We start from the raw sequence: 21,455 nt of genomic DNA on the forward strand, positions 1-21,455 counted from the left end.
AATCTCAGCAAACTGGTTGTAAAAGAATTTTAAACCAGTAAGCACCCCTTTGAGCAAGGCAAATATAGGTTTAAAAACGGAAGGTTTTATGAAAAGGAGAAAAGTTGTCAACTTTAATAGCCAGAGGGCAAAAAAGTTGACAACTTTAGTAAATATGGTTAAAACAAACCAATTTGCCCCTTATCATCAATATCGATGTCATCGGGATTGGTAATTTCGAAGTCTACCTTTTTTACAGGTTTATCTTCAGTTTTTTCTTCAGCTTTTGGTGCTTCCTTTTTGGCTTGTTCTGTCGCAGGTTTTTCTGTTTTAGGGGCAGGAGCTTCGGTACGTTCGAATTTTGGTTTTACCTTCTCTGCAACAGGCTCATCGGCCGCCTTTTGCGTTGCTTCTCCAGATTCGTTCGTTTCTTCACCTGCTTCTCCTTCTACATTACCTTCGTTATCATCCTCAGCTGCTGTTTCTTCCACCTCTTCCTCTTCAATCTCCGGTTCTTCTAAAACTACCTTTTGCACATCGTGTGGCGATAAACGGTTACCGTTAGCCTTTAAACCTTTAACATCGATCAACTCGGCCAGTACCAAATCAAGGGTTTCCGGAACCTGCGTTTTACCTTTTAACACGTCGACAATAATTTTAGCAGCCGGGTTAGCGGTTAAGTACAATAATTTCGACTTTGGCTCCTCGCTGATGAAGATTGTTTTCTTGCCATTAGCCTGCAATTCGAATGCAAAACGCTTGATAAAATAGTTCTGTGCTTTACCTTCAAAATGAACTGCGGCAAAAGTCTTTTCGGGATCAAACTTCTGGATCAGCAACAAATTATCGTCAAAGTGGTTGGTTAAATCGAAAGAACTCAACTCGTAGTAACCATCTTTGTGTACCTGTAAAATACGGTCATCGCCATCAAACTCGCCGAGGTATTTACCGCGACCATCAACATTCAGGCGTTTTAACAAATCATCATACCAGATTTTAAGTCCAGATAAGGTAGAAACCCCTTTGCTTTTTAGAATGATCTTTTTAACCGGATATTTCGATACAATATTACCCTGCGAGCCACGACCTTTAATGGCTACTTCGGCAAAATCAAGATCAAACTGTAGCTTACGTAATTTAGAATGCGGTTTTAAGGCTACATTGATTACTTCGGCCTCTCCGTTCGGGTTAGCAGTAAAATACAGCACTTTCGAACCTTTTGATCCTTTGGTTAAATCGTATTCCTTATCGCGGGTTACCCCCACAACCGAAAATCTTTTAATGTACGATGTTCCGCTGGCACCATCTTTATAAACCATGTTATAAACGGTACGCTCGTCGTTTTTCTTAAATACCTGAACATGGATAATGCCTTTACCCACAAAGGTCTTGTCGGCTACTTTGGTAATGATACATTTACCATCTTCGCGGAAAACAATAATTTCATCAATATCCGAGCAATCGGCTACAAATTCATCTTTACGTAAACCCGAGCCCACAAAACCATCGGTACGGTTTACATATAATTTTACGTTGGCCAAAGCAACTTTCGAAGCTTCAACGCGATCAAACAAGCGGATTTCTGTCTTACGCTCGCGCCCTTTTCCGTATTTATCTTTTAGTTTCTGAAACCAGGCAATGGCGTAATCGGTAAGGTGTTTTAAATGGTTTTTAACCACTTTAATTTCATCCTCCAGGTTTTTCATCTGCTCATCGGCCTTTTTCACATCAAAACGGGTGATGCTACTCATTGGCTTATCGATCAGTTTCTTGAAATCTTCGGGCAGGATTTCGCGGTAAAGCGATGGCTTAAAAGGATCAAACAACATGTGCAATACCTCAACCACCGTTTCGAAATTGCTCGAATTTTCGTACTCAGGGTTTTTATACATCCCCTCCTGAATAAATATTTTTAACAGGGAGCTGAAGAAAATTTTCTCCTGCAATTCGTGCAGGCGGATTTCGAGCTCTTTTTTAAGTAAGCCCTTGGTGTGTTTGGTATTTTCGATCAGGATATCGTTCACACTTAAGAAGTGTGGCTTATCTCCCTGAATGATACAAGTATTGGGTGATATGGAAACTTCACAAGCCGTAAAAGCATAAAGTGCATCGATGGTTACATCGGGCGAAATACCCGGTGCCAGGTGCACTACAATTTCTACGTTGGCTGCCGTGTTATCCTCAATTTTCTTGATTTTGATTTTGCCTTTATCGTTGGCCGATAAAATACTATCGATAACCGAACCAGTGGTAGTACTGAAAGGCACCTCACTGATGACCAAAGTTTTCTTATCCTTTTCGGTAATTTTTGCCCTTACCCGGATTTTACCACCTCGCTGACCTTCGTTATAATTCGAAAAATCGGCCATACCGCCCGTAAAAAAATCGGGCATAATGTTAGGGCGTACCCCTTTCAGTGCTTCTATCGATGCATCAAGCAACTCGATAAAATTGTGCGGCATTACTTTGGTGGCTAAACCTACGGCGATACCTTCCGCACCCTGAGCCAGCAAAAGCGGAAATTTAACTGGTAAGGTAATGGGCTCATTGTTACGTCCATCGTAACTTAACTGCCATTCGGTAGTATCTGGATTGAACACCACTTCATTGGCAAATTTCGATAAACGCGCTTCGATATAACGGGGTGCAGCAGCACTGTCGCCTGTAACCGGATCTCCCCAGTTTCCCTGCATATCAATCAGCAGGTCTTTTTGCCCGATTTGTACCATCGCATCGCCGATAGAAGCATCGCCATGCGGGTGGTATTTCATGGTGTTACCAATTACGTTGGCAGCCTTGTTAAAGCGTCCGTCATCCATCTCTTTTAGCGAGTGCATGATACGGCGCTGTACGGGCTTTAATCCATCGTTAATGTGTGGAACCGCCCTGTCTAGAATTACATAAGACGCATAATCGAGAAACCAGTTTTCGTATAAACCGTTAATTGGCGTTATGGTATGTTTGTGTTCTTCGTTGATGTTTGGGTCTAGTTCTTCACTCATTTATATACAAAAATTGGCAGCCGTAAATATAATAAAAATGATGGCACAGAGAGAAGAGAGGTTATTCACATTTTGAAGTGGAAATATGTTTTTATTGATTTGGAAAGCAGGGTTCCGTACGTTTTATGAAGTGTTTCCTCCGGCTTTCCGATCCGATCTTTTTTGCCCTACCCCCCATCCCCCGGCCCAAAAAAGGATCTCCCCTTCAATCCGGTTTAGAAAAAATAGTCCTGAGGTACTATTAAGGGTTGCAAAATGCCGGGAAATTCCTCGCAACCTAACATTCGCAAAAACCCTGTCACGTTAACCATAAGGAATATAATGTCATTGTAGCTTAAATGTCTTATATGGTAAAAACATTAACGCAGGTGCATTTATAATTAATACTTATACAATTATAATTAACGCATGTGCATTTATAATTAACGTAGGTGCATTTATAATTAACGCATATGCATTTATAATTAATGCAGGTGAATTTATAATTAACGCAGGTGCATTTATAATTAACGCAGGTGCATGATCCTATCGGCTGGTGTTCCACCAGCCGACTAAAGAAACATACCTACGCACAGTAACTTATATTATTCCGTACCCAACAACACTCCCGACACATTCCAGGCGCTTGAGCTCGAACCTTCGGGCTTACCCATCGGGATGGTAACTTTAATGGTATGCTGCCCTGCTTTTAAATCGCCGAGACTAATCCAGTTGGGGTTGGTAACCGTTCCGGGGCACCAGTTAGAACGGCTCAGATCGGATGATGATAGTCCGGTTTCAAAATTGCCGGAGGCTGGGTTCGATAAACGGTACGAACCGCAATCTTGTCGCCATGGGGTAAAGGCAAAAGCCTCTTTATCATCCAGCCATATCGTGTTTTTCCTTGGCACAAATTCATCGCCATTTCCCCAGCCTCCATGGCCAGTGGTAATGTAACGTAATCTGGCATCTTTAAGATCTTTATCCAGGGTAAAAGAAACCTCTAACCCCTTTTCGCTGCTAAACATGGTGGCGTATTCTTGTCCGGCCATTTCCATTACGTTAGTAGAATTGAACAATGGCATAATAACTTCTTTTTTGCCTTCGCCACGACCACCATTATGCAGCGTGAGGTTCATCGAAACCTTATGCCCGCCTTTATCGTAATTACCAATAAAAACAGCTACCCAGGCTTCTTTTCCGTTTACCAGAGGAAAAAGCTCTGAAATATCCTGACGGTAGTATACTTTCTCTGCCCAGTTTTTATCTTTTAGTTTTAAAGTATTGTATTTACCCACGCCAAAAGGGGTAAAAAAGCGCATCAGTTCAATTACCGGGCTATAATTGGCTGTAGCTACAACCCCCTGGTATTGCTTTCCGTTTCCATTATCGTAAACAGGCAGTTCTTTAACTGAATTTTTCAGGGCATCCATCAGGCTGATGGTTTTATCTGTCGGGATTACAAAAACAGAGCCCGTTCTGTCGTAAGCATCGCCGTTTGATTGCTCCGTTAAATCGACAAAAACATTTGGACTGCCGGTGTATGCCGGAAATTTAACCTTACGTGCAATCACTGTTCCACCTGCAAAGCGGAAAATAGAATCGGTTGATTGTGGTTTATCAACAAAATTGATGGTTTCATTATTAAACACACTTAAGGTGGTAAACCTGCTTTTCCACAACAAATCTTTATAGGTTAAACCATCGCTCAGGTTTGTGCTTATTTTGGCTAAATCAATAGTATTTACATTTTTTACTGCTTCTATTTTAGTAGCAGTGACATAACTGCTGCCATTGCGCACCTGCTCTAACACCAAACCCAGATTTTGGCCTAAAGCAGTGGGTGCAGCTTTAATGCCGGCATCAGTAGTATACCATAAATCGATGCGGTTGGAGTTAACAACCGTAGTTGCTTTTTTACAGGCATAACCCAATATCACTTTGGTATCGGTACTGTATTCAAAAACCTGCTTCCCAATAGCGGAGCTATCAACCGTTGCAATCTGATTGCCCGCACTTAAATTGGCTACCTGATATAAAAGTAGTGTTGGTTTGGTTACCAGGCTTTGCTCGTAGGGATATTTGGCCTTATTATCAAGAATGCCGGCGTTACTGATTAAATTCTGTTTGGCATCAGCAACGACCACCGTGGCATTCCGGTCTTCTTTGGGCTTGCCATCAGCAGAGCGGAAATAAGTAATTTTATAAGTTGCGTTACTTTTGAGTACGCCCTGGGCCTGCAGGTTAAAAGAAATAAAAGCCGAAAAAATGAGGAGGTATAAATGTTTCATTGTGGTTAAAAAACCAAATATAGCGAATAAAAGTCGGAGGCCCGGGGTCGGAAGTCGGAAGAAAGCGTTGTGCAGTGATTTAGCGGGCATGACCCGCTGTAACATTTAAGGTTTTAGGTAAAACACTTTGTTAACTAAACCCGACAGAGCGATTAGCCCGCAGTGAAGTGCAACGAAACGAGGACTAAAAGTGATGGCGGGACGAAAGCACCTATGAAATACAGACCGTTCATTTTCAAAAAATATCAAATCTACACGATAGGATAAGATGGTACGACGAAGCCAACCTGTGAGAGGCGGGCAATCTATTTTGCTCATAGGTGTTTAAATGAAGATTGCTTCATCCAATGAAAAATTGGCTTCGCAATGACGACCACTGAGCATTTCCACCTAACGCTCCAACCGGTCTTCTGCAAAAGCAAAGGGCAATAAACTCTTTACGCTCGGCACCTTCAATATTTCTCCGTTTAAACAATAAAAAATCACCTCAATAGGCCTCCCCTGTTTGCGTTCAAACTCTATCATAACCTGTAAACAGCCACCGCAGGAAGTAACGGGTTTTAGAATTTCGAAATGATCGGTCTGCGCGGTAATAGCCATACTTTCGATCACTGCATCAGGATATTTAGCACCGATAGCAAAAAGTGCTACCCGTTCGGCACAAAGCCCCGATGGATAAGCCAGGTTTTCCTGGTTGCTACCCAAAATGATTTCGCCCGAAGCCAGGCGGATTGCTGTGCCTACCCTGAACTTAGAGTAAGGCGAATAGGAAGTGGCTAAAGCCTGCTCGGCCTGTTTACATAATAGCTGATCTTTTTCTATTAATTCATCAATACCGCTGTATTGTTCAAAAGATATATTTAGATTTATTGAATTCATTTTAAACTGTTTATTGCACCGCCCATGTTAAATTTTTATAGCGGGCGAACAATTTAAGTTATTTTTTGTATTAATTAGTAAAACGCCGTTTAAATTAATTTAAATGGCCATGCTTTTGGCTATTAACAAACACCAAACACACACCGTTTTGAACAAATACGTCCGCAAAAGTCTCAAAATTTTACTATGGTTCATTGCCTCCATTATTATATTGGTGGTGGGTTTAGCACTGTCTTTAAATATTCCAGCTGTTCAAAACTTTGTTAAGGATAAGGCCATCAACTACCTTAAAACCAAAACCAAAACTGAGGTTAGTCTCGAAAGCATTAAAATTGCACTACCTAAAGATGTTGTACTAAATAAGTTCTACCTCGAAGACCGTAAAGGCGATACCCTCTTATATGCCGAAAAACTGGCAGTTGATATCAGCTTATTTAAACTCTTAAAAAATACCGTTGAAGTAAATAATATTGAGCTAAAAAGTGTGCGGGCCAATGTAAAACGGATTAATCCGGATACTACATTTAATTTTTCCTTTTTGGTTGATGCCTTTGCCAGCGACCAGAAAAAACCTGAGGAAAAAGTTAAAAAAGATACCACTTCAACCCTAAAATTCTCGGTGGATAAGGTTTCATTTGAAGATATAGGCCTCACTTACCGCGATGATGTGGCCGGCAATGATGTGAAACTTTACCTCGGCGCTTTTAAAACCAAAATCAAAGATTTCGACCTTGCTAACCAGCACTATGTTATTAAAGAACTGAGCTTAAACAATACTTCTTTACGCTATCTGCAACAAAAACCCTTAACCCAGCTGGTACAGCACATTACCAATAGTGTAGATAGTACAGAGAAAAAACAGGGTAAGCTGCCTTTAATAGAAGTGCAGAATTTTGTTTTTAGCAAGGTAAAAGTCAATTACGACGATCAGATTTCGACTACTAAAGCAGTTGCTGATGTAAACGATCTCGGCCTGGTTAACCTCAAAGTTGATTTAACCAACAGCCAGTACGCGGTTGATGATGCACATTTAAATCAATCGAACATCCTGTTTGCCTTTAAACCTGCACCCAGCAACGATTTAAAAAAAGTAAAGGATACAGTTTTGCCTGAAAAATCGACCCTTGGGCTCATCATTAAAAACATTAGTCTGGCCGATAACGACGTACAGTTCGATAACCTTGGCGCTAAACCTGCACCAAAGGGCATGGATTTTAACCACCTCAAAATTGCCGGATTAAGTTTGGGTGCCAGCAATGTAACTTATAGTGCAGCCGGCATAAAAGCCAATGTTAAAAATGGTTCGTTAAAAGAAAAAAGTGGTTTTGTATTAAACGAGCTCAAAGGCGATGCGGTGTACAATGACAAACAGATTAAGCTGAGTAATTTTATCCTCAAAACCCCCAATACCACCATTGATAATGCTACCGAGCTTAATTTTACTTCGATGGATGACCTCACCAAACATCCGGAAAGGGTAAAACTTAACCTGGCCTTTAAAAACACTACCATTGGTTTAAAAGATGCGGGCTATTTCAGCAATGCGATTCCAGCCAATTACCGCAATGAAAAAATAAAACTCAATGCTGATGTTAACGGTTATTTAAACAACCTGAATATTCCGCGTTTACAAATCAGCGGCTTAAAAAATACCCAGATTGATATTAGTGGTAAAGCAAAAGGGTTACCTGATATTAAGAAAACCTTTCTCGATTTAAACATTAAGAAACTGCATGTTACCAAAAGCGACATCCTGGTGGCTGTTCCTAAAAAGTCACTCCCTCCTACCATTGAGCTGCCCAATGTAATTGATGCTAAAGGTAATTTTAAGGGATCGATGACCGATTTTAATACCAACCTGAACATCCTGACGGATATGGGAGGCGCCAATGTTGTGGCCGGGATGAAAGGCCCTAAAGGCAAAGAAAGTTACCAGGCCGATATTAGCCTGAACAATTTTAATGTTGGCCGCCTGTTAAAAATGCAGCCAAAACTCGGTCGTGTTTCAGCAAAAGCCCGGGTAGCAGGTACAGGTCTTGATCCAAAAAAAATCAATGCAAAATTTAATGCCAGGGTACTCAATGCCTACTACAATAAATACACTTACCGCAACTTAAATGTGGCCGGCACCTATGCCAACCAGAATATAGCGGTAAAAAGCAGCATGCCCGATAGCAATGCCAACTTCGCCCTCGATGCAAAGGTTAACCTGGCTGGTAAATACCCTGCTGTAAAAGCCGATTTGAATTTAAAACAGGTTAACCTGCAGGCTTTAAACTTTAGTCCGACTGTTTTAAGTGCAGCAGGTATGGTTAAAGTAGATCTGGCAACTGCCGATGCCGATTATTTAAATGGCTCGGTTGATGTTACCGGGCTGCAGGTGGTTAAAGATAAGCAGCGGATTAATGTAGATACCATTTCCGTACGCGCCAAAACTACAGCCACAGAAAATGAACTCACCCTAAATTCGGAAATTTTATCGGCTAAAATTGATGGCAAATACCAGCTGACCAAGGTGAGCAGTGCCATTATCAACGAAATCAATAAATATTATGCTTTCGGTACCGTTACCAAAGTTCCCGACCAGCGTTTAAGGTTTTTTGTACGTGTTTACGATTCTAAACTGCTAAAGAGTTTTGTGCCCGAGTTAACCGTATTTAAACAATCGCAGTTTTATGGTTTAATTGATACCCAAAAAGACAGCCTGCAGATTAAGGGTAATTTCCCACAGGTGGTTTATGGCGATTTTAAGGTAGACACTACAGTTTTAAACATCAATAACGACAACAATAAACTTGATTACAGTTTAACGGTAAAAAGTTTACAAAGCCCGTCTATTGCACTTTTCAACACAGAAGTGAGTGGTAATGCAGCCAACAATAATTTGGGCGTAAATATTTTCTTACGCGACAGGCAGCGTAAAAACAAATATGTAATTGGTGGTAATTTCCAATCGATTAACAAGGATTTTAAATTCACCCTCGATCCGCAGAAACTCCTGCTCGATTACCAGAAATGGGTGGTTTCGCAAGATAATTACATCCAGTTTGGTGCATCAGGCATTTTGGTTAACCAGTTTCAAATCAGCAACAGTGGCCAGTCGCTATCTATCAACAGCAACCCTACCGAGCCCAATGCACCTTTGGCGGTTGAGTTTAAAGATTTCCAGCTGGAAACGCTCACTAAATTTGCCGAAACCGATACCACTTTGGTGGGCGGCCGCTTAAACGGTACAGCCAATGTGAAAGACCTGTCTTCTACACCAAAATTTGAAGCCAACCTGACTATCGATCAGCTGCGTTACCAAAAAGACGAGTTGGGCACTTTGCGTTTAGCCGTAAACAACAATACCGAGAATGCATTTGAAGTGAATGTAGCCTTAACTGGGGTACACGAATTGCGGGCCAATGGTTTTTATTACACGGCTCCTCAAAGCGCACTGGATCTGACCGTAAATATCGATAAGATTGAAATGAAAAACATCGAGAGTTTATCTGCAGGTCAGCTTAAACGGGGCACAGGTACCTTAACCGGTGCACTAACGGTTAAAGGGGCATTAACAGCACCTAAAATTCTGGGCGATTTAACCTTCAACAATGCCGGCTTTAATGTGGCCTATGTAAACTCTTATTTCCGGATGCCGAACGAAAAGATTTCCTTTACCAATGAAGGGATCAGCTTTAACAATTTTACCTTAATTGATTCTTTAAATCAGAAAGCCACCATTAACGGAAAAGTTTACACCAGCGATTTTAAAAACTACCGTTTCGGCCTGGATATTAAAACCGATAATTTCAGGGCACTGAATTCGACCGCAGCCGATAACGATATGATTTATGGAACGGTTTTCTTAACCAGCGATATTAAAGTGCGTGGCGACCTGAACCAGCCTGATGTAAATATGAACATTAGGGTAAACAAGGGAACCAAATTTTTCTTTGCCCTGCCTGCAAACGATCCTTCCATCATCGATCAGGAAGGTATAGTTCAGTTCATTGACGAAGATGCACCACCGTTTAATGGCAAAAAACCACTGAAAGTAGATAGCATCAGCAAAGCACCCATTAAAGGCTTAAATTTAGTTGCAGCAGTAAAAATCGACCCTGAAGCAGAACTCAATGTGGTGGTAGATCCGGCCAGTGGCGATAACCTGAACGTTAAAGGTGATGCCGATTTAAACGTTACCATGGACCCTAGCGGTAAAATCAGCATGACAGGCCGCTACGAAATTGTAGATGGTTCGTACAACCTTACCCTTGCTGTAGTTAAAAAAGAATTTAAACTGGTTAAGGGCAGTACCATTATCTGGACGGGCGAACCAACTTCGGCCACCGCCAACATTACAGCCTTGTACGAAGTAAATGCTGCTCCTATCGATTTGCTTAATCAGCCAGACCTTTACGAAGCCAGAACCAAATTACCTTTTCAGGTTTATTTAATGATGAAAGGCGAATTGCTAAAACCTACCATTTCATTTAAACTCGATTTACCTGAAAACGAACGTGGTGCCTTGAGCGGTCAGGTGTACACCAAGCTAATTAATGTAAACCGCGATGAAAGCGAGTTGAACAAACAGGTATTTGCCTTACTGGCTTTAAACCGGTTTATAGCCAACAATCCGTTCCAGAGTTTGGCTGGTGGTGGCGGTGGGGTTTCTACCCTTGCGCGTTCGAGTGTGAGCAAGCTCTTAACCGAACAGCTCAATAATTTAACCTCCGATTTAATCCAGGGGGTTGACCTCAACTTCGGGGTTAACTCATCAGAAGATTATTCTACAGGTTCAATGCAGCAAAAAACCGACTTAGAAGTCGGCTTATCTAAAAAGCTGCTGAACGATCGCCTAACCGTTACCGTAGGTAGTTCGTTTGCGCTTGAAGGGCCGCAGGCGCCGGGCGAAAAATCGACCAATATAGCCGGAAACGTGAATGTAGAATATGCGCTTTCTGCCGATGGCCGCTACCGCTTGAGGGCTTATCGCCGCAACCAGAACGATGTTATTGTACAGGGTCAGATTATCGAAACCGGACTTGGATTTACCTTGGTGGTAGATTACAATAAATTTAGAGAGATTTTCCAGAAGAAACGAATCAGAAGAATAAGAAACATTGAACAGAAAGCACAGGATGAAAAAACTAACTAGACCGCTTTTATTTGTATTGGCCTGTTTAGTTTGGGCTTGCAGCAGTACCAAATCGTTAAAACCAGGACAGATTTTGTACACGGGTGCCGAAGTAAAGATCAATCCCGATTCTTCGGGCAAAATTGATAACGAAAAGCAGATTAAAAACGACCTTGAAGCTAAAACAAGGCCGCGTCCGAACAGTTCTATTTTAGGCATCAAATTTAAACTTGGCCTTTACAATCTTGCTGGTGAACCTAAAAAGCCAAAAGGTTTCAGGAACTGGCTGCGCAGAAAAGGCGAAGCACCAGTACTGCTGAACGATGTAAAACTGAAATACAACAACGATGTTTTAACCAGCTACCTCATTAGCGAAGGCTACCTGCAAGCCAACGTTACCGGCGATACGGTGGTGAAAGAGAAAAAAGGTAAAGCCATTTATACGGCAGTTACCGGGCAGCGCTATAAAATCAATAAAGTAACTTTCCCACCAGATACGGGTATACTAACCAAAAATATCAACGCCAACAAAGATAAAACCTTGTTAAAAGTTGGCGACTTTTACGATATTGATACCTATAAAAACGAGCGCATCAGGATTGATAACGATCTGAAAGAAATCGGTTATTTTTATTTCAGTCCAGATTATTTAATTATACAGGTTGACAGTACTATTGGCAAAAACCTGGTTAATATCAGGGTAAAAGTAAAAGACATTGCGCCAGATGCCGCACTAAAACCCTATACCATCAAAAATATTAATATCTACCCTAATTATACCTTGAGGAGAGATAGTGCACTAAGAAGACTAAAACCACAGGTTTACAATGATTTTAATATCTACGATAACCGCAACACCTTTAAACCCAAACTTTTCGATCGGCTGGTATTCTTTCAAAAAGGGGAACCTTACAACCGTAAAGACCATAACCAGTCGTTAAACCGGATGGTAAATGTGGGTGCATTTCAGGATGTGCGGGCTGAATTTTTACCTGTAGATAGTTTCAGGAATAATCAGCTTGATCTGAATATTTATTTAACCCCCTTAAAGAAAAACTCGCTTACCTTCTCCGTTACCGGAACCAGTAAATCGAATAATTTTGTGGGTTCTGAGGTTAAGGTTACCCAAACCACCCGTAACCTGTTCAGAAATGCCGAGCAACTCGATGTAAGTGTGAGTGGTGGTTTTGAAACCCAAACTAAAGGAACCTCACTGGGCAAAAATTCACTGTCATTTACAGCCGAAGGAAAGCTAACCTTTCCGCGGTTAATTGTTCCTTTTTACAAACCGAACAGCACCAATGCTTTTATTCCCAAAACCATTACTTCGCTTTCGTACCAAATGCTAAACAGGGGTTCTGAATATACCTTGCATGCGATAAAAGGCGAATACGGATATAACTTTAAAGAAAACCAGTACAAGGAGCACAATTTTAACCCGATTTCTATAAGTTATGTATCTACAAGTTTTCCTTCTGATACCACCGAGCAGCGAATATATGCGCAAAATCCGCTACTAAGATCCACTTTAGAGAATCAATTCATCGTAGGTAGCAACTACAATTTCACCTACACCAACCAGATGGAAGATAGCCGCCGGAATAACACTTACTTCTACGGTGCTTTAGAAACCGGTGGAAACGTTTGGGGATTATTTACGTCAAAAAATAACGAAGGAAAAAGAACCATTTTTAATATCCCGCTAACGCAGTTTATCAGAGCAGAGGCCGATTTAAGGGATTATTATAAGATTAACAAAAATCTGATCTGGGCCAACAGGTTAAATTTAGGTTATGGTTTCGCTTATGGCAATAGCACCTCACTACCTTTTGTAAGACAGTTTTTTGCAGGCGGCAGTAACGATGTCAGGGCCTTCCCTGCCCGTACTTTAGGACCAGGTACCTATAAAGTTCCGGATGATGCTATTTTTGCTGATCAGGGTGGAGATATTAAGTTAATGCTTAACTCTGAGCTGCGCTTTAAAATTGTGAGTATCTTCTATGGCGCGTTATTTGTTGATGCAGGTAATATCTGGCTTAGGAAAGAAGACCTGGGGGAACCCGGCAAACCTGAAACCGCCAGACTTGGTTCTGGCTTTAAACTGAAGAATGCGTTTAACGAACTTGCTGTGGGTACAGGAGCGGGTTTACGGGTCGATGCCAGCATTTTCGTGGTGCGCCTGGATGTAGCCTTCCCGGTACGTAAACCTTATTTACCAGAAGGGCAACGTTGGGTATTTAACGACATCGATTTTGGAAATAAAGACTGGCGCAGACAAAATTTAATTTTTAATATTGGGATAGGATATCCGTTCTAGTTTTTAGATGAAAAGAGTAAGAGTATTACATAAGATCAAATATTTTTTCGTTGCCATTTATCACCTCTTTATAGCTGCAGGTAAAGGCTTTATGGAAGATCGGGTAATGAAATTGAGTGCTTCATTGGCATATTACACTATCTTTTCGCTTACACCACTCATTATTATTGTACTCTCGGCTGCCACGTTGTTTTTTGGCGACAAAATGCAAACAAGAGACAAATTTTTTGTGGAAGTTACCGAATTGGTTGGAAAGCCGGCAGCTACCCAGATACAGGGCTTTGTTGATCATGCGAATAAAACCGGGCAATCTACCATCGGTTTAATTATCGGTATCGGCACCTTAATTATTGGTGCTACTGCTATCTTTATCGAAATACAAGACAGCATTAACCTCATCTGGAAAGTTAAGGCCATGCCCAAAAAGGGCTGGATCAAAATGCTCACCAACCGGTTACTCTCCTTCTCGCTCATTGTATCCATGGGTTTCCTGCTCCTGGTTTCACTCGTAATTAACAGTATTGTAGTTGGGCTTGGCGATAAACTGGTTTCGTTGATTTCGGAAAGTAAGGTAGAAGATGTGATTCCGGTTGCTAATGATACCATGGCCCTGATCATTTACATTTTAAACAATGCGCTAACACTTTTGGCGGTAACAGCGGTATTTACCATTATTTTTAAGGTGCTACCCGATGTAAACATCAAATGGAAATCGGCCATTATTGGCGCATTATTTACTGCAGTGTTGTTTAGTCTGGGCAAATATTTAATCGGTATTTACATCGAAAAAGGAAGTACCGTTTCTGCATTTGGAGCAGCAGGTTCTATTATCATTATCTTGTTGTGGATTTATTACACTTCTATTATCCTCTATTTTGGCGCAGAATTTACACAGGCTTACGCTGAAAAGTTTGATGGCGGTATTTCACCCAGTAAGTATGCGGTATTTACCAAAATTACCATTGTAGAAAAGAAAGTAGATGTTTTGCCACCTCAACATCCTGAAGATACCGTTAACCTGCCGAAAGATTAAAAGTGAATGGTATAATGGCTAAGCTGGTCGGTGCGACACCAACCAGTAGAATGTCTTTATTTAGATTATCCTATCGGTTGGTGTCGCACCGACCGAAACAGGGAACAAATAAGCAGCTAGTCTGGTTGGTGCGACACCAACCAGTAAGGAACGTCCATAACTAAAAAGTCGGGCTTTTAAAACCCGACTCCTTATATTATGCTACTTCTTCTGTAATTACCTTCGGCTCTTCTGCCACCTCATCCTTCTCTATACGCAGGTTCCGGATAATATGCTGCTGCCTGTCTGGTGTATTTTTACCCATGTAATATTCTAAAAGGCTTTTAATGGTCTGATCTTTCAAAATCACAGGATCGAGCCTGATATCTTTTCCGATAAACAAGCCAAACTCATCCGGAGAAATCTCTCCCAGCCCTTTAAATCGGGTAATTTCTGGTTTATTACCCAATTTCTCTATCGCATTTTTACGCTCTTCGTCGCTATAGCAATAAATCGTTTCCTTTTTATTACGCACCCTGAAAAGTGGTGTTTGCAAAATATAAACATGACCTGCTTTTACCAGATCAGGGAAAAACTGCAGGAAGAAAGTCATCATCAGCAAACGGATGTGCATACCATCCACGTCGGCATCTGTAGCGATAACAATATTGTTGTAGTGCAAGCCATCTAAACCGTCTTCAATATTTAAAGCATGTTGCAAAAGGTTAAACTCCTCGTTTTCGTACACCACTTTTTTGGTCAGCTCGTAACAGTTTAGCGGTTTACCCTTTAAACTAAATACAGCCTGGGTATCCACATCACGCGATTTAGTAATCGAACCCGAAGCCGAATCACCCTCGGTAATAAACAAGGTAGTTTCGTAACGTTTTTCGTGCGTGCTGTTAAAGTGTACCTTGCAATCACGCAGTTTTTTATTGTGTAACGAAGCCTTTTTAGCCCTGTCATTAGCCAGTTTTTTAATACCCGCAATATCTTTACGCTCACGCTCCGACTGCATAATCCTTTTTAACAAGGCATCGGCAACATCAGGATTTTTGTGCAGATAATCATCCAGTTCTTTTTTTACAAAGTCGTTAATAAAAGTAGCTACAGAAGGTCCTTCAGGCCCCATGTTCTGAGAACCCAGTTTGGTTTTAGTCTGCGATTCGAATACGGGCTCCTGCACACGGATAGAAATAGCGGCAATAATCGACGAACGCACATCCGAAGCATCAAATTCTTTCTTAAAAAACTCACGAACGGTTTTCACCACTGCCGCCCTGAAAGCCGCCTGGTGCGTTCCGCCCTGTGTAGTATGCTGGCCGTTAACAAACGAATGGTAATCTTCGCCATATTGCTGACCATGGGTCATCGCAATTTCGATATCGGGTCCAACCATGTGGATGATCGGGTACCTGATTTCTTCGGGCTTATTAAATTTAGAAAGCAGATCGTAAAGACCTCTTTCCGAAAAATATTTCTGGTTATTGAAATTTACGGTTAAGCCTGTGTTTAAGAAAACGTAGTTCCAAACCATGCTTTCCACAAAATCAGGGATATAATGGTAATTTCTGAAAATACTTTCGTCAGGGTAAAAAGTAATGGCTGTACCATTGCGCTGTGTAGTATCAATTACCGGATTTTCGATAACAATTTCGCCTTTAGAAAATTCTACTTTCTTGGTTTTTCCATCGCGGTACGATTGAACGGTAAAGCTGGTCGACAATGCATTTACTGCTTTGGTACCCACTCCATTTAAACCTACCGATTTTTGGAAGGCATTACTATCGTATTTACCCCCGGTATTGATTTTACTTACGCAATCGATTACTTTACCCAATGGAATACCACGACCATAATCGCGTACGTTTACCTTTTGCTCAGAAAGTGTAATCTCAATGGTTTTTCCGGTTCCCATCACAAACTCATCAATAGAGTTATCTACAATTTCCTTTAACAAAACATAAATACCATCATCCTGTGCAGAGCCATCACCAAGTTTTCCGATATACATACCCGGACGTAACCTGATGTGCTCTTTCCAATCCAATGAGCGGATACTGTCGTCGTTATAAATTACTTCTGCCATAATGTCTTATCTGTTTATCAATTGAAAACCAATTCAGGTTTATGTCGTAACAAAGCCCGGTGGCTCAGTTACCTTTTAATCAAATTGATAATTGTTGTAGGAATAAATCTGATGCTGTTTTACAGTTTTCAAAAATATTATACAATAATAGATTTATTCTGTGAGGCAAGCAAAAGAAAGTTTCAACATACAAACAATGGAGCAAATGCTTTAGTCGATGGTCAATAGTTTGATAGTTAATAGCCTATTTGCGAAAAAAATGTGTTACAAAATGATTATTAAAAGGTATTGTATTATTATCCAGCCATTAACTATTAACCATCAACTAATATACCTCTCACCTATTACATAATTCCCTATCTTCATCCCACATTAACAAGTTATTCATGCAACAGAAAAAGCAGCTTTCGCTATTCGATTTATCCATGATTGTGGTAAGTCTGGTTATTGGTATGGGGGTTTTCCGCACGCCGGTAAATGTGGCCGCCAAAGCACAAATTCCGGAGTTGTTTTACCTTGCCTGGTTTATAGGTGGTTTTGTGGCCTTTTGTGGGGCATTAACCTATGCAGAAATCGGCTCGCGTTTTCCGGTAACAGGTGGTTATTACAAAATATTCTCAGCGGCCTACCATCCATCCATCGCCTTTGCCATTAATTGTATTGTGATTATTTCGAGTGCGGCATCGGTGGCGGCCATATCTATTATTGGGGCAGAATACCTGAGTAAGATTATTCTGCCACCGGCCATACAAAACGAAACCTACAGGGTGGCCATAGCCATTACTACCATTCTGGTGTTCTATTTTATTAATCTCCTCGGTTTAAAAGCCAGTTCGAAAACCCAGAATGTATTAACGGTTATTAAAATCGGGATGATTTTAACACTCATTTGCGCCGTGTTTTTTGGTGGAAGCACCCAAACTGCCCTGCCCGTTTTTAAAACTACCAGTGGTGCATTACCCAACTGGGCCGATTATGGCAAAGCTCTGGGACTTTGTTTAATTGCCGTTTCATTCTCTTACGCAGGTTATGCGCAAACCATCAATTTTGGTGGCGAAGTTAAAGAACCTAAAAAGGTAATCCCACGGGCAATTATTATTGGTTTAACCATTATTGTTATCCTCTATCTCGCCATTAATTACGTGTATGTTAAGGTTATTGGGTTCGAAGAATTGAAATCGGCAGAAAGTATTGCAGCCATATTGGCCGCTAAAATATTTGGACCAGCAGGTTTTAATGCCCTTTCGGTAATTATTTTTTTTTCGGTAATGGGTTATGTTAACGTAAACCTGTTGAGCAATCCCCGGGCCATGTTTGCCATGGGCGAAGAAGGTGCACTACCCAAAGTTTTTAGCAGCATGAATAAAAAAACAGAGGTAATTACCTTAAGTTTAACCGTTTTTACGGTTATTGCAGTGGTGATTATCTTTTACGCCAAAACCTTTGATAAGATTTTAAACTACACCATATTTTTAGAAAGCATCAGTATGGCAAGTTCTGCAGCCACTATTTTTATCCTGCGCAAAAGAACTGCACATCTTGATAAAAAAACCATCTATACTGTTCCTTTATATCCTATATTGCCTATTATATTTATTGCAGCTTATACTTTTGTGGCACTCAGCATTTATGCCGACGATCCCAATGCTGCACTAAATGGTTTATATATTTTTATTGGCTTTCTGGGAATCTATTTTATCGGAAGGTTATTTAAAAAATAAAACTATATATTTATTTGAAAAGCAGTTACAGTGCTATTCGGTTACAATAGTCCCGCCATTCGTTACAATCTTTTTGGCCCTTTCACTACGTTCGGGGCAAAAAAGGATTTCCACTGCTGTCGGGTTTAATATCGTAAGGCAGACAGAAATAATAAACCTGATTTACAAAACATATAAAGGAATTTAAAAATAATTAATGAACAAAACACTCTCGCCGAAACAAGAAATTGCTTACGCTGCCGGTATGATTGGCTGGAGCACGATGACGAACATTATCATCGTCATGCTTCCTTTTTTCTATCTGCCGCCAAGTAATGCTGGTCTTCCTCCGCTTGTGCCGCAGCTTGTTTTATTCGGAGCTTTTAACATCCTCTCCATCATTGCTGCATCAGGCCGACTGGTAGATGCGCTTTACGACCCATTTATTGCCGCTAAGAGCGATGCCAGCACCAATAAAAAAGGTAGGCGCATGCCTTTCATGAAGTGGGCCATTATACCTGCGATGCTTTTCTGTGGACTGGTTTTTTACCCCATTCAAAAAACAGAAAGCCTGCACAATGCCTGGTGGTTAACCATTACCCTTTGCCTGTTCTTTGTATCGGTTACTACCTACATCATTCCATATAATGCTTTACTGGCCGAAGTAACCAACACACCAAGACAAAAAGTAAAACTTTCGAGCTACCAGCAGGTGGGTTTTGTTATCGGAATTATTTTATCGGCCTGCGCCAATAATTTTGCCGATTTGGTACAAGATCATTTTCAGGTTGCCAACCGTAGCGAAGCTGTTCAAATGGCTATTTGGGGTTTATGTGCACTCTCTGGACTGGTGATGTTGCTACCCGTTTTTTTCATCAATGAGAAAGATTTTTCGGTGGCCAAACCGAGCCATGTGCCGCTTTGGGCAGCCATGAAAAACACCTTTAAAAACAGCAACTTTAAATATTACCTGATTTCTGATTTTGCCTTTTACACTGCGTTGAGCATTATTTCGAGTGGTTTGTTATACTTCTGCACCGTTTTGTTAGGCCTGCACGAATCAGAGGGAGGAAAATTTATGGCATCGATGGTGTTTGCTTCGTTGCTGTTCTATCCGCTGGTTAACTTTGGTTCGGCTAAAATTGGCAAAAAACCTTTTGTACTGCTCGCATTTGGGGTACTGTGCCTCATTTTCGTAACTATTTTTTTTCTGGGCAAATTGCCTTTCGGTCCGCATACCCAAATTTATATGCTCGTTTTATCGGCTTCGTTTCCATTGGCTGCACTGGGTATTTTACCTACCGCGATATTAGCCGATATTGCCCAAAGAGATACTTTAGAAACCGGCGAAAACCACGAAGGAATGTTCTTCGCCGTAAAATACCTGTTTGTAAAACTGGGCCAAACGCTGGGGATTGCCATTTTTGCCATGCTTACTATTTATGGCAAAGATCCGGGTAATGATTTTGGGCTACGCCTCAACGGAATTGTAGGTTTTGGGCTTTGCTTAATTGCATTGCTGTTTTTTAGCAGGTTTAAAGAGGAAAAGTAAATTGGAGTTTAGCGTTTGGAGTTCGCGTTTAGCGTTAGTATTCGCCACAATCTCTGCCATATCACATATTTTACCTATCTTTGCGGCGAAGCAGAATTTCTTTATCATTTAAAGCAATCCGCAAGTTAGTCCTTCAACAAATGATTGTTCTAGCTTCTTCAACACAAAATATTACACAAAAACATACATGTTATTTAAAGAATTAAACCTCATTGAGCCAATTTTAAAGGCGCTTGAGACTGAGGGTTACACACAACCTACGCCTATACAGGAGCAATCTATTCCTACCATATTAAAAGGAAAAGATTTATTGGGTTGTGCGCAAACCGGTACCGGAAAAACAGCGGCTTTTGCTATTCCGATGCTGCAATTACTACACGAAAAACACCTGAATACCAAAGTCAACAAAAACATTAAAGCTTTGGTTTTAACCCCAACCCGCGAGCTGGCTATCCAGATTGAGGAAAGCTTTAAAGCTTATGGAAAAAATCTAAACCTTCGCCATCTGGTAATTTTTGGAGGTGTAAATCAGTTTTCGCAGGTAGAAGCACTAAAAAAAGGAGTTGACATTTTAGTAGCCACCCCAGGTCGTTTGCTCGATTTAATGAATCAGGGCTTTATCAACCTGAATACGATTGACCTATTCGTTTTAGATGAGGCCGACCGTATGCTGGATATGGGCTTTATCCACGATGTGAAAAGAGTGGTGGCTAAATTACCTGCAATGCGCCAGACTTTGTTTTTCTCGGCTACTATGCCTGATGAAATTCAGAAACTGGCCAATACGATTTTATCTAACCCAACTAAAGTTGAGGTTACCCCTATTTCTTCTACTGCTGAAACCATCGTTCAGTCGGTTTATTTTGTAGATAAACCTGATAAAAAGAAATTACTGATTCACCTTTTAGAAGATAAAGATATTCAAACTGCCCTGGTATTTACCCGTACCAAACATGGTGCAGACCGGATTGTTAAAGATTTAGGTCATGCAGGTATTAAAGCGGCTGCCATCCACGGTAATAAATCGCAAAATGCCAGACAAAGGGCACTAACCGATTTTAAAGACCGGAAAATCCGTGTTTTGGTAGCTACTGACATTGCTGCACGTGGGATCGATATCGATCAGTTATCGCATGTTTTCAACTTCGAGCTACCGAATATTCCCGAATCTTATGTGCATAGAATCGGCCGTACAGGGCGTGCAGGAGCAAACGGAATTGCCATATCGTTTTGCGATGCAGAAGAAAACGAGTACTTACTGGATATCCAGAAACTGATTAAAATTACACTTCCGGTTGTTGATGACCATCCTTACCCGCTAACCTGGGAAAAAATGCTGGCTAAAAACCAGGTTAAACGCAAACCTCAGGCTCAATCTAAAGGTGGTGGCGGTAAAAAAGGCGGCGATGGCAACATGAGCGGCAAACCTCGTAACGCCAGCAACAACAGGAGATTTGGCGGCAACAGAAGAAAAAGAGACTAACTTGAGCTGAAAGACCAAAGCATAAAGACTAAAGCTCGATTATATATAAAAAA

10 protein-coding genes are annotated in these 21,455 nt (G+C 41.0%); 6 read left to right on the plus strand and 4 right to left on the minus strand.

Annotated elements, in window-relative coordinates; translation table 11 throughout:
- Positions 1–158 precede the first annotated feature (158 nt).
- From OC25_RS16005 to OC25_RS16015, 3 genes are all read right to left on the minus strand, one after another.
- Entirely contained in the window at positions 159–2,981 is a 2,823-nt protein-coding gene (locus tag OC25_RS16005; RefSeq protein ID WP_039478029.1) for a DNA gyrase/topoisomerase IV subunit A, read from the minus strand.
- Between the two features lie 584 nt (positions 2,982–3,565).
- Positions 3,566–5,251: a PNGase F N-terminal domain-containing protein gene (locus tag OC25_RS16010; RefSeq protein WP_039478031.1), complete on the minus strand. Its 1,686-nt coding sequence runs from the start codon at positions 5,249–5,251 to the stop codon at positions 3,566–3,568.
- A 390-nt stretch (positions 5,252–5,641) separates the two neighbouring features.
- A complete protein-coding gene (locus tag OC25_RS16015) occupies positions 5,642–6,130 on the minus strand; it encodes a cytidine deaminase (RefSeq protein WP_039478033.1) in 489 nt (162 codons plus the stop codon).
- Positions 6,131–6,278: 148 nt separating this feature from the next.
- On the opposite strand from OC25_RS16015, the gene OC25_RS16020 reads away from it, so the two are divergent.
- Genes OC25_RS16020 through OC25_RS16030 form a run of 3 tightly spaced genes read left to right on the plus strand, consistent with a single transcriptional unit; the run spans position 6,279 to position 14,599 of the window.
- Positions 6,279–11,270, plus strand: a complete 4,992-nt coding sequence (locus OC25_RS16020) for a translocation/assembly module TamB domain-containing protein (RefSeq protein ID WP_039478298.1) — start codon at positions 6,279–6,281, stop codon at positions 11,268–11,270.
- On the plus strand, positions 11,254–13,566 hold the full coding sequence (gene tamL / locus OC25_RS16025; RefSeq protein ID WP_039478035.1) for a translocation and assembly module lipoprotein TamL: 2,313 nt from the start codon (positions 11,254–11,256) through the stop codon (positions 13,564–13,566). The genes OC25_RS16020 and tamL overlap by 17 nt, the downstream gene beginning before the upstream one ends.
- Positions 13,567–13,573: 7 nt before the next feature.
- Positions 13,574–14,599, plus strand: coding sequence for a YihY/virulence factor BrkB family protein (locus OC25_RS16030; protein ID WP_039478037.1), 1,026 nt, complete (start codon positions 13,574–13,576; stop codon positions 14,597–14,599).
- Positions 14,600–14,795: 196 nt separating this feature from the next.
- Here OC25_RS16030 and OC25_RS16035 read toward each other — a convergent pair whose 3' ends face one another.
- Positions 14,796–16,667 carry a DNA topoisomerase IV subunit B gene (locus tag OC25_RS16035; protein WP_039478039.1) on the minus strand — a complete coding sequence of 624 codons (1,872 nt, stop codon included), beginning with the start codon at positions 16,665–16,667 and terminating at the stop codon, positions 14,796–14,798.
- A gap of 386 nt (positions 16,668–17,053) precedes the next feature.
- Between OC25_RS16035 and OC25_RS16040 the strand changes: the two genes are divergently transcribed.
- From OC25_RS16040 to OC25_RS16050, 3 genes are all read left to right on the plus strand, one after another.
- Entirely contained in the window at positions 17,054–18,388 is a 1,335-nt protein-coding gene (locus tag OC25_RS16040; RefSeq protein ID WP_039478041.1) for an APC family permease, read from the plus strand.
- A gap of 196 nt (positions 18,389–18,584) precedes the next feature.
- Positions 18,585–19,919 carry an MFS transporter gene (locus OC25_RS16045; RefSeq protein WP_039478043.1) on the plus strand — a complete coding sequence of 445 codons (1,335 nt, stop codon included), beginning with the start codon at positions 18,585–18,587 and terminating at the stop codon, positions 19,917–19,919.
- 187 nt (positions 19,920–20,106) lie between these two features.
- Positions 20,107–21,402 carry a DEAD/DEAH box helicase gene (locus tag OC25_RS16050; RefSeq protein ID WP_039478045.1) on the plus strand — a complete coding sequence of 432 codons (1,296 nt, stop codon included), beginning with the start codon at positions 20,107–20,109 and terminating at the stop codon, positions 21,400–21,402.
- The last annotated feature ends 53 nt before the right edge of the window (positions 21,403–21,455 follow it).

Source organism: Pedobacter kyungheensis (assembly GCF_000812965.1).
Lineage (GTDB): Bacteria > Bacteroidota > Bacteroidia > Sphingobacteriales > Sphingobacteriaceae > Pedobacter > Pedobacter kyungheensis.

Coding starts and splice junctions, on each gene's coding strand:
- OC25_RS16005 (WP_039478029.1), bottom strand. CDS start 2,981: ATGAGTGAAGAACTAGACCCAAACATCAACGAAGAACACAAACATACC.
- OC25_RS16045 (WP_039478043.1), top strand. CDS start 18,585: ATGAACAAAACACTCTCGCCGAAACAAGAAATTGCTTACGCTGCCGGT.
- OC25_RS16040 (WP_039478041.1), top strand. CDS start 17,054: ATGCAACAGAAAAAGCAGCTTTCGCTATTCGATTTATCCATGATTGTG.
- OC25_RS16050 (WP_039478045.1), top strand. CDS start 20,107: ATGTTATTTAAAGAATTAAACCTCATTGAGCCAATTTTAAAGGCGCTT.
- tamL (WP_039478035.1), top strand. CDS start 11,254: ATGAAAAAACTAACTAGACCGCTTTTATTTGTATTGGCCTGTTTAGTT.
- OC25_RS16010 (WP_039478031.1), bottom strand. CDS start 5,251: ATGAAACATTTATACCTCCTCATTTTTTCGGCTTTTATTTCTTTTAAC.
- OC25_RS16035 (WP_039478039.1), bottom strand. CDS start 16,667: ATGGCAGAAGTAATTTATAACGACGACAGTATCCGCTCATTGGATTGG.
- OC25_RS16015 (WP_039478033.1), bottom strand. CDS start 6,130: ATGAATTCAATAAATCTAAATATATCTTTTGAACAATACAGCGGTATT.
- OC25_RS16030 (WP_039478037.1), top strand. CDS start 13,574: ATGAAAAGAGTAAGAGTATTACATAAGATCAAATATTTTTTCGTTGCC.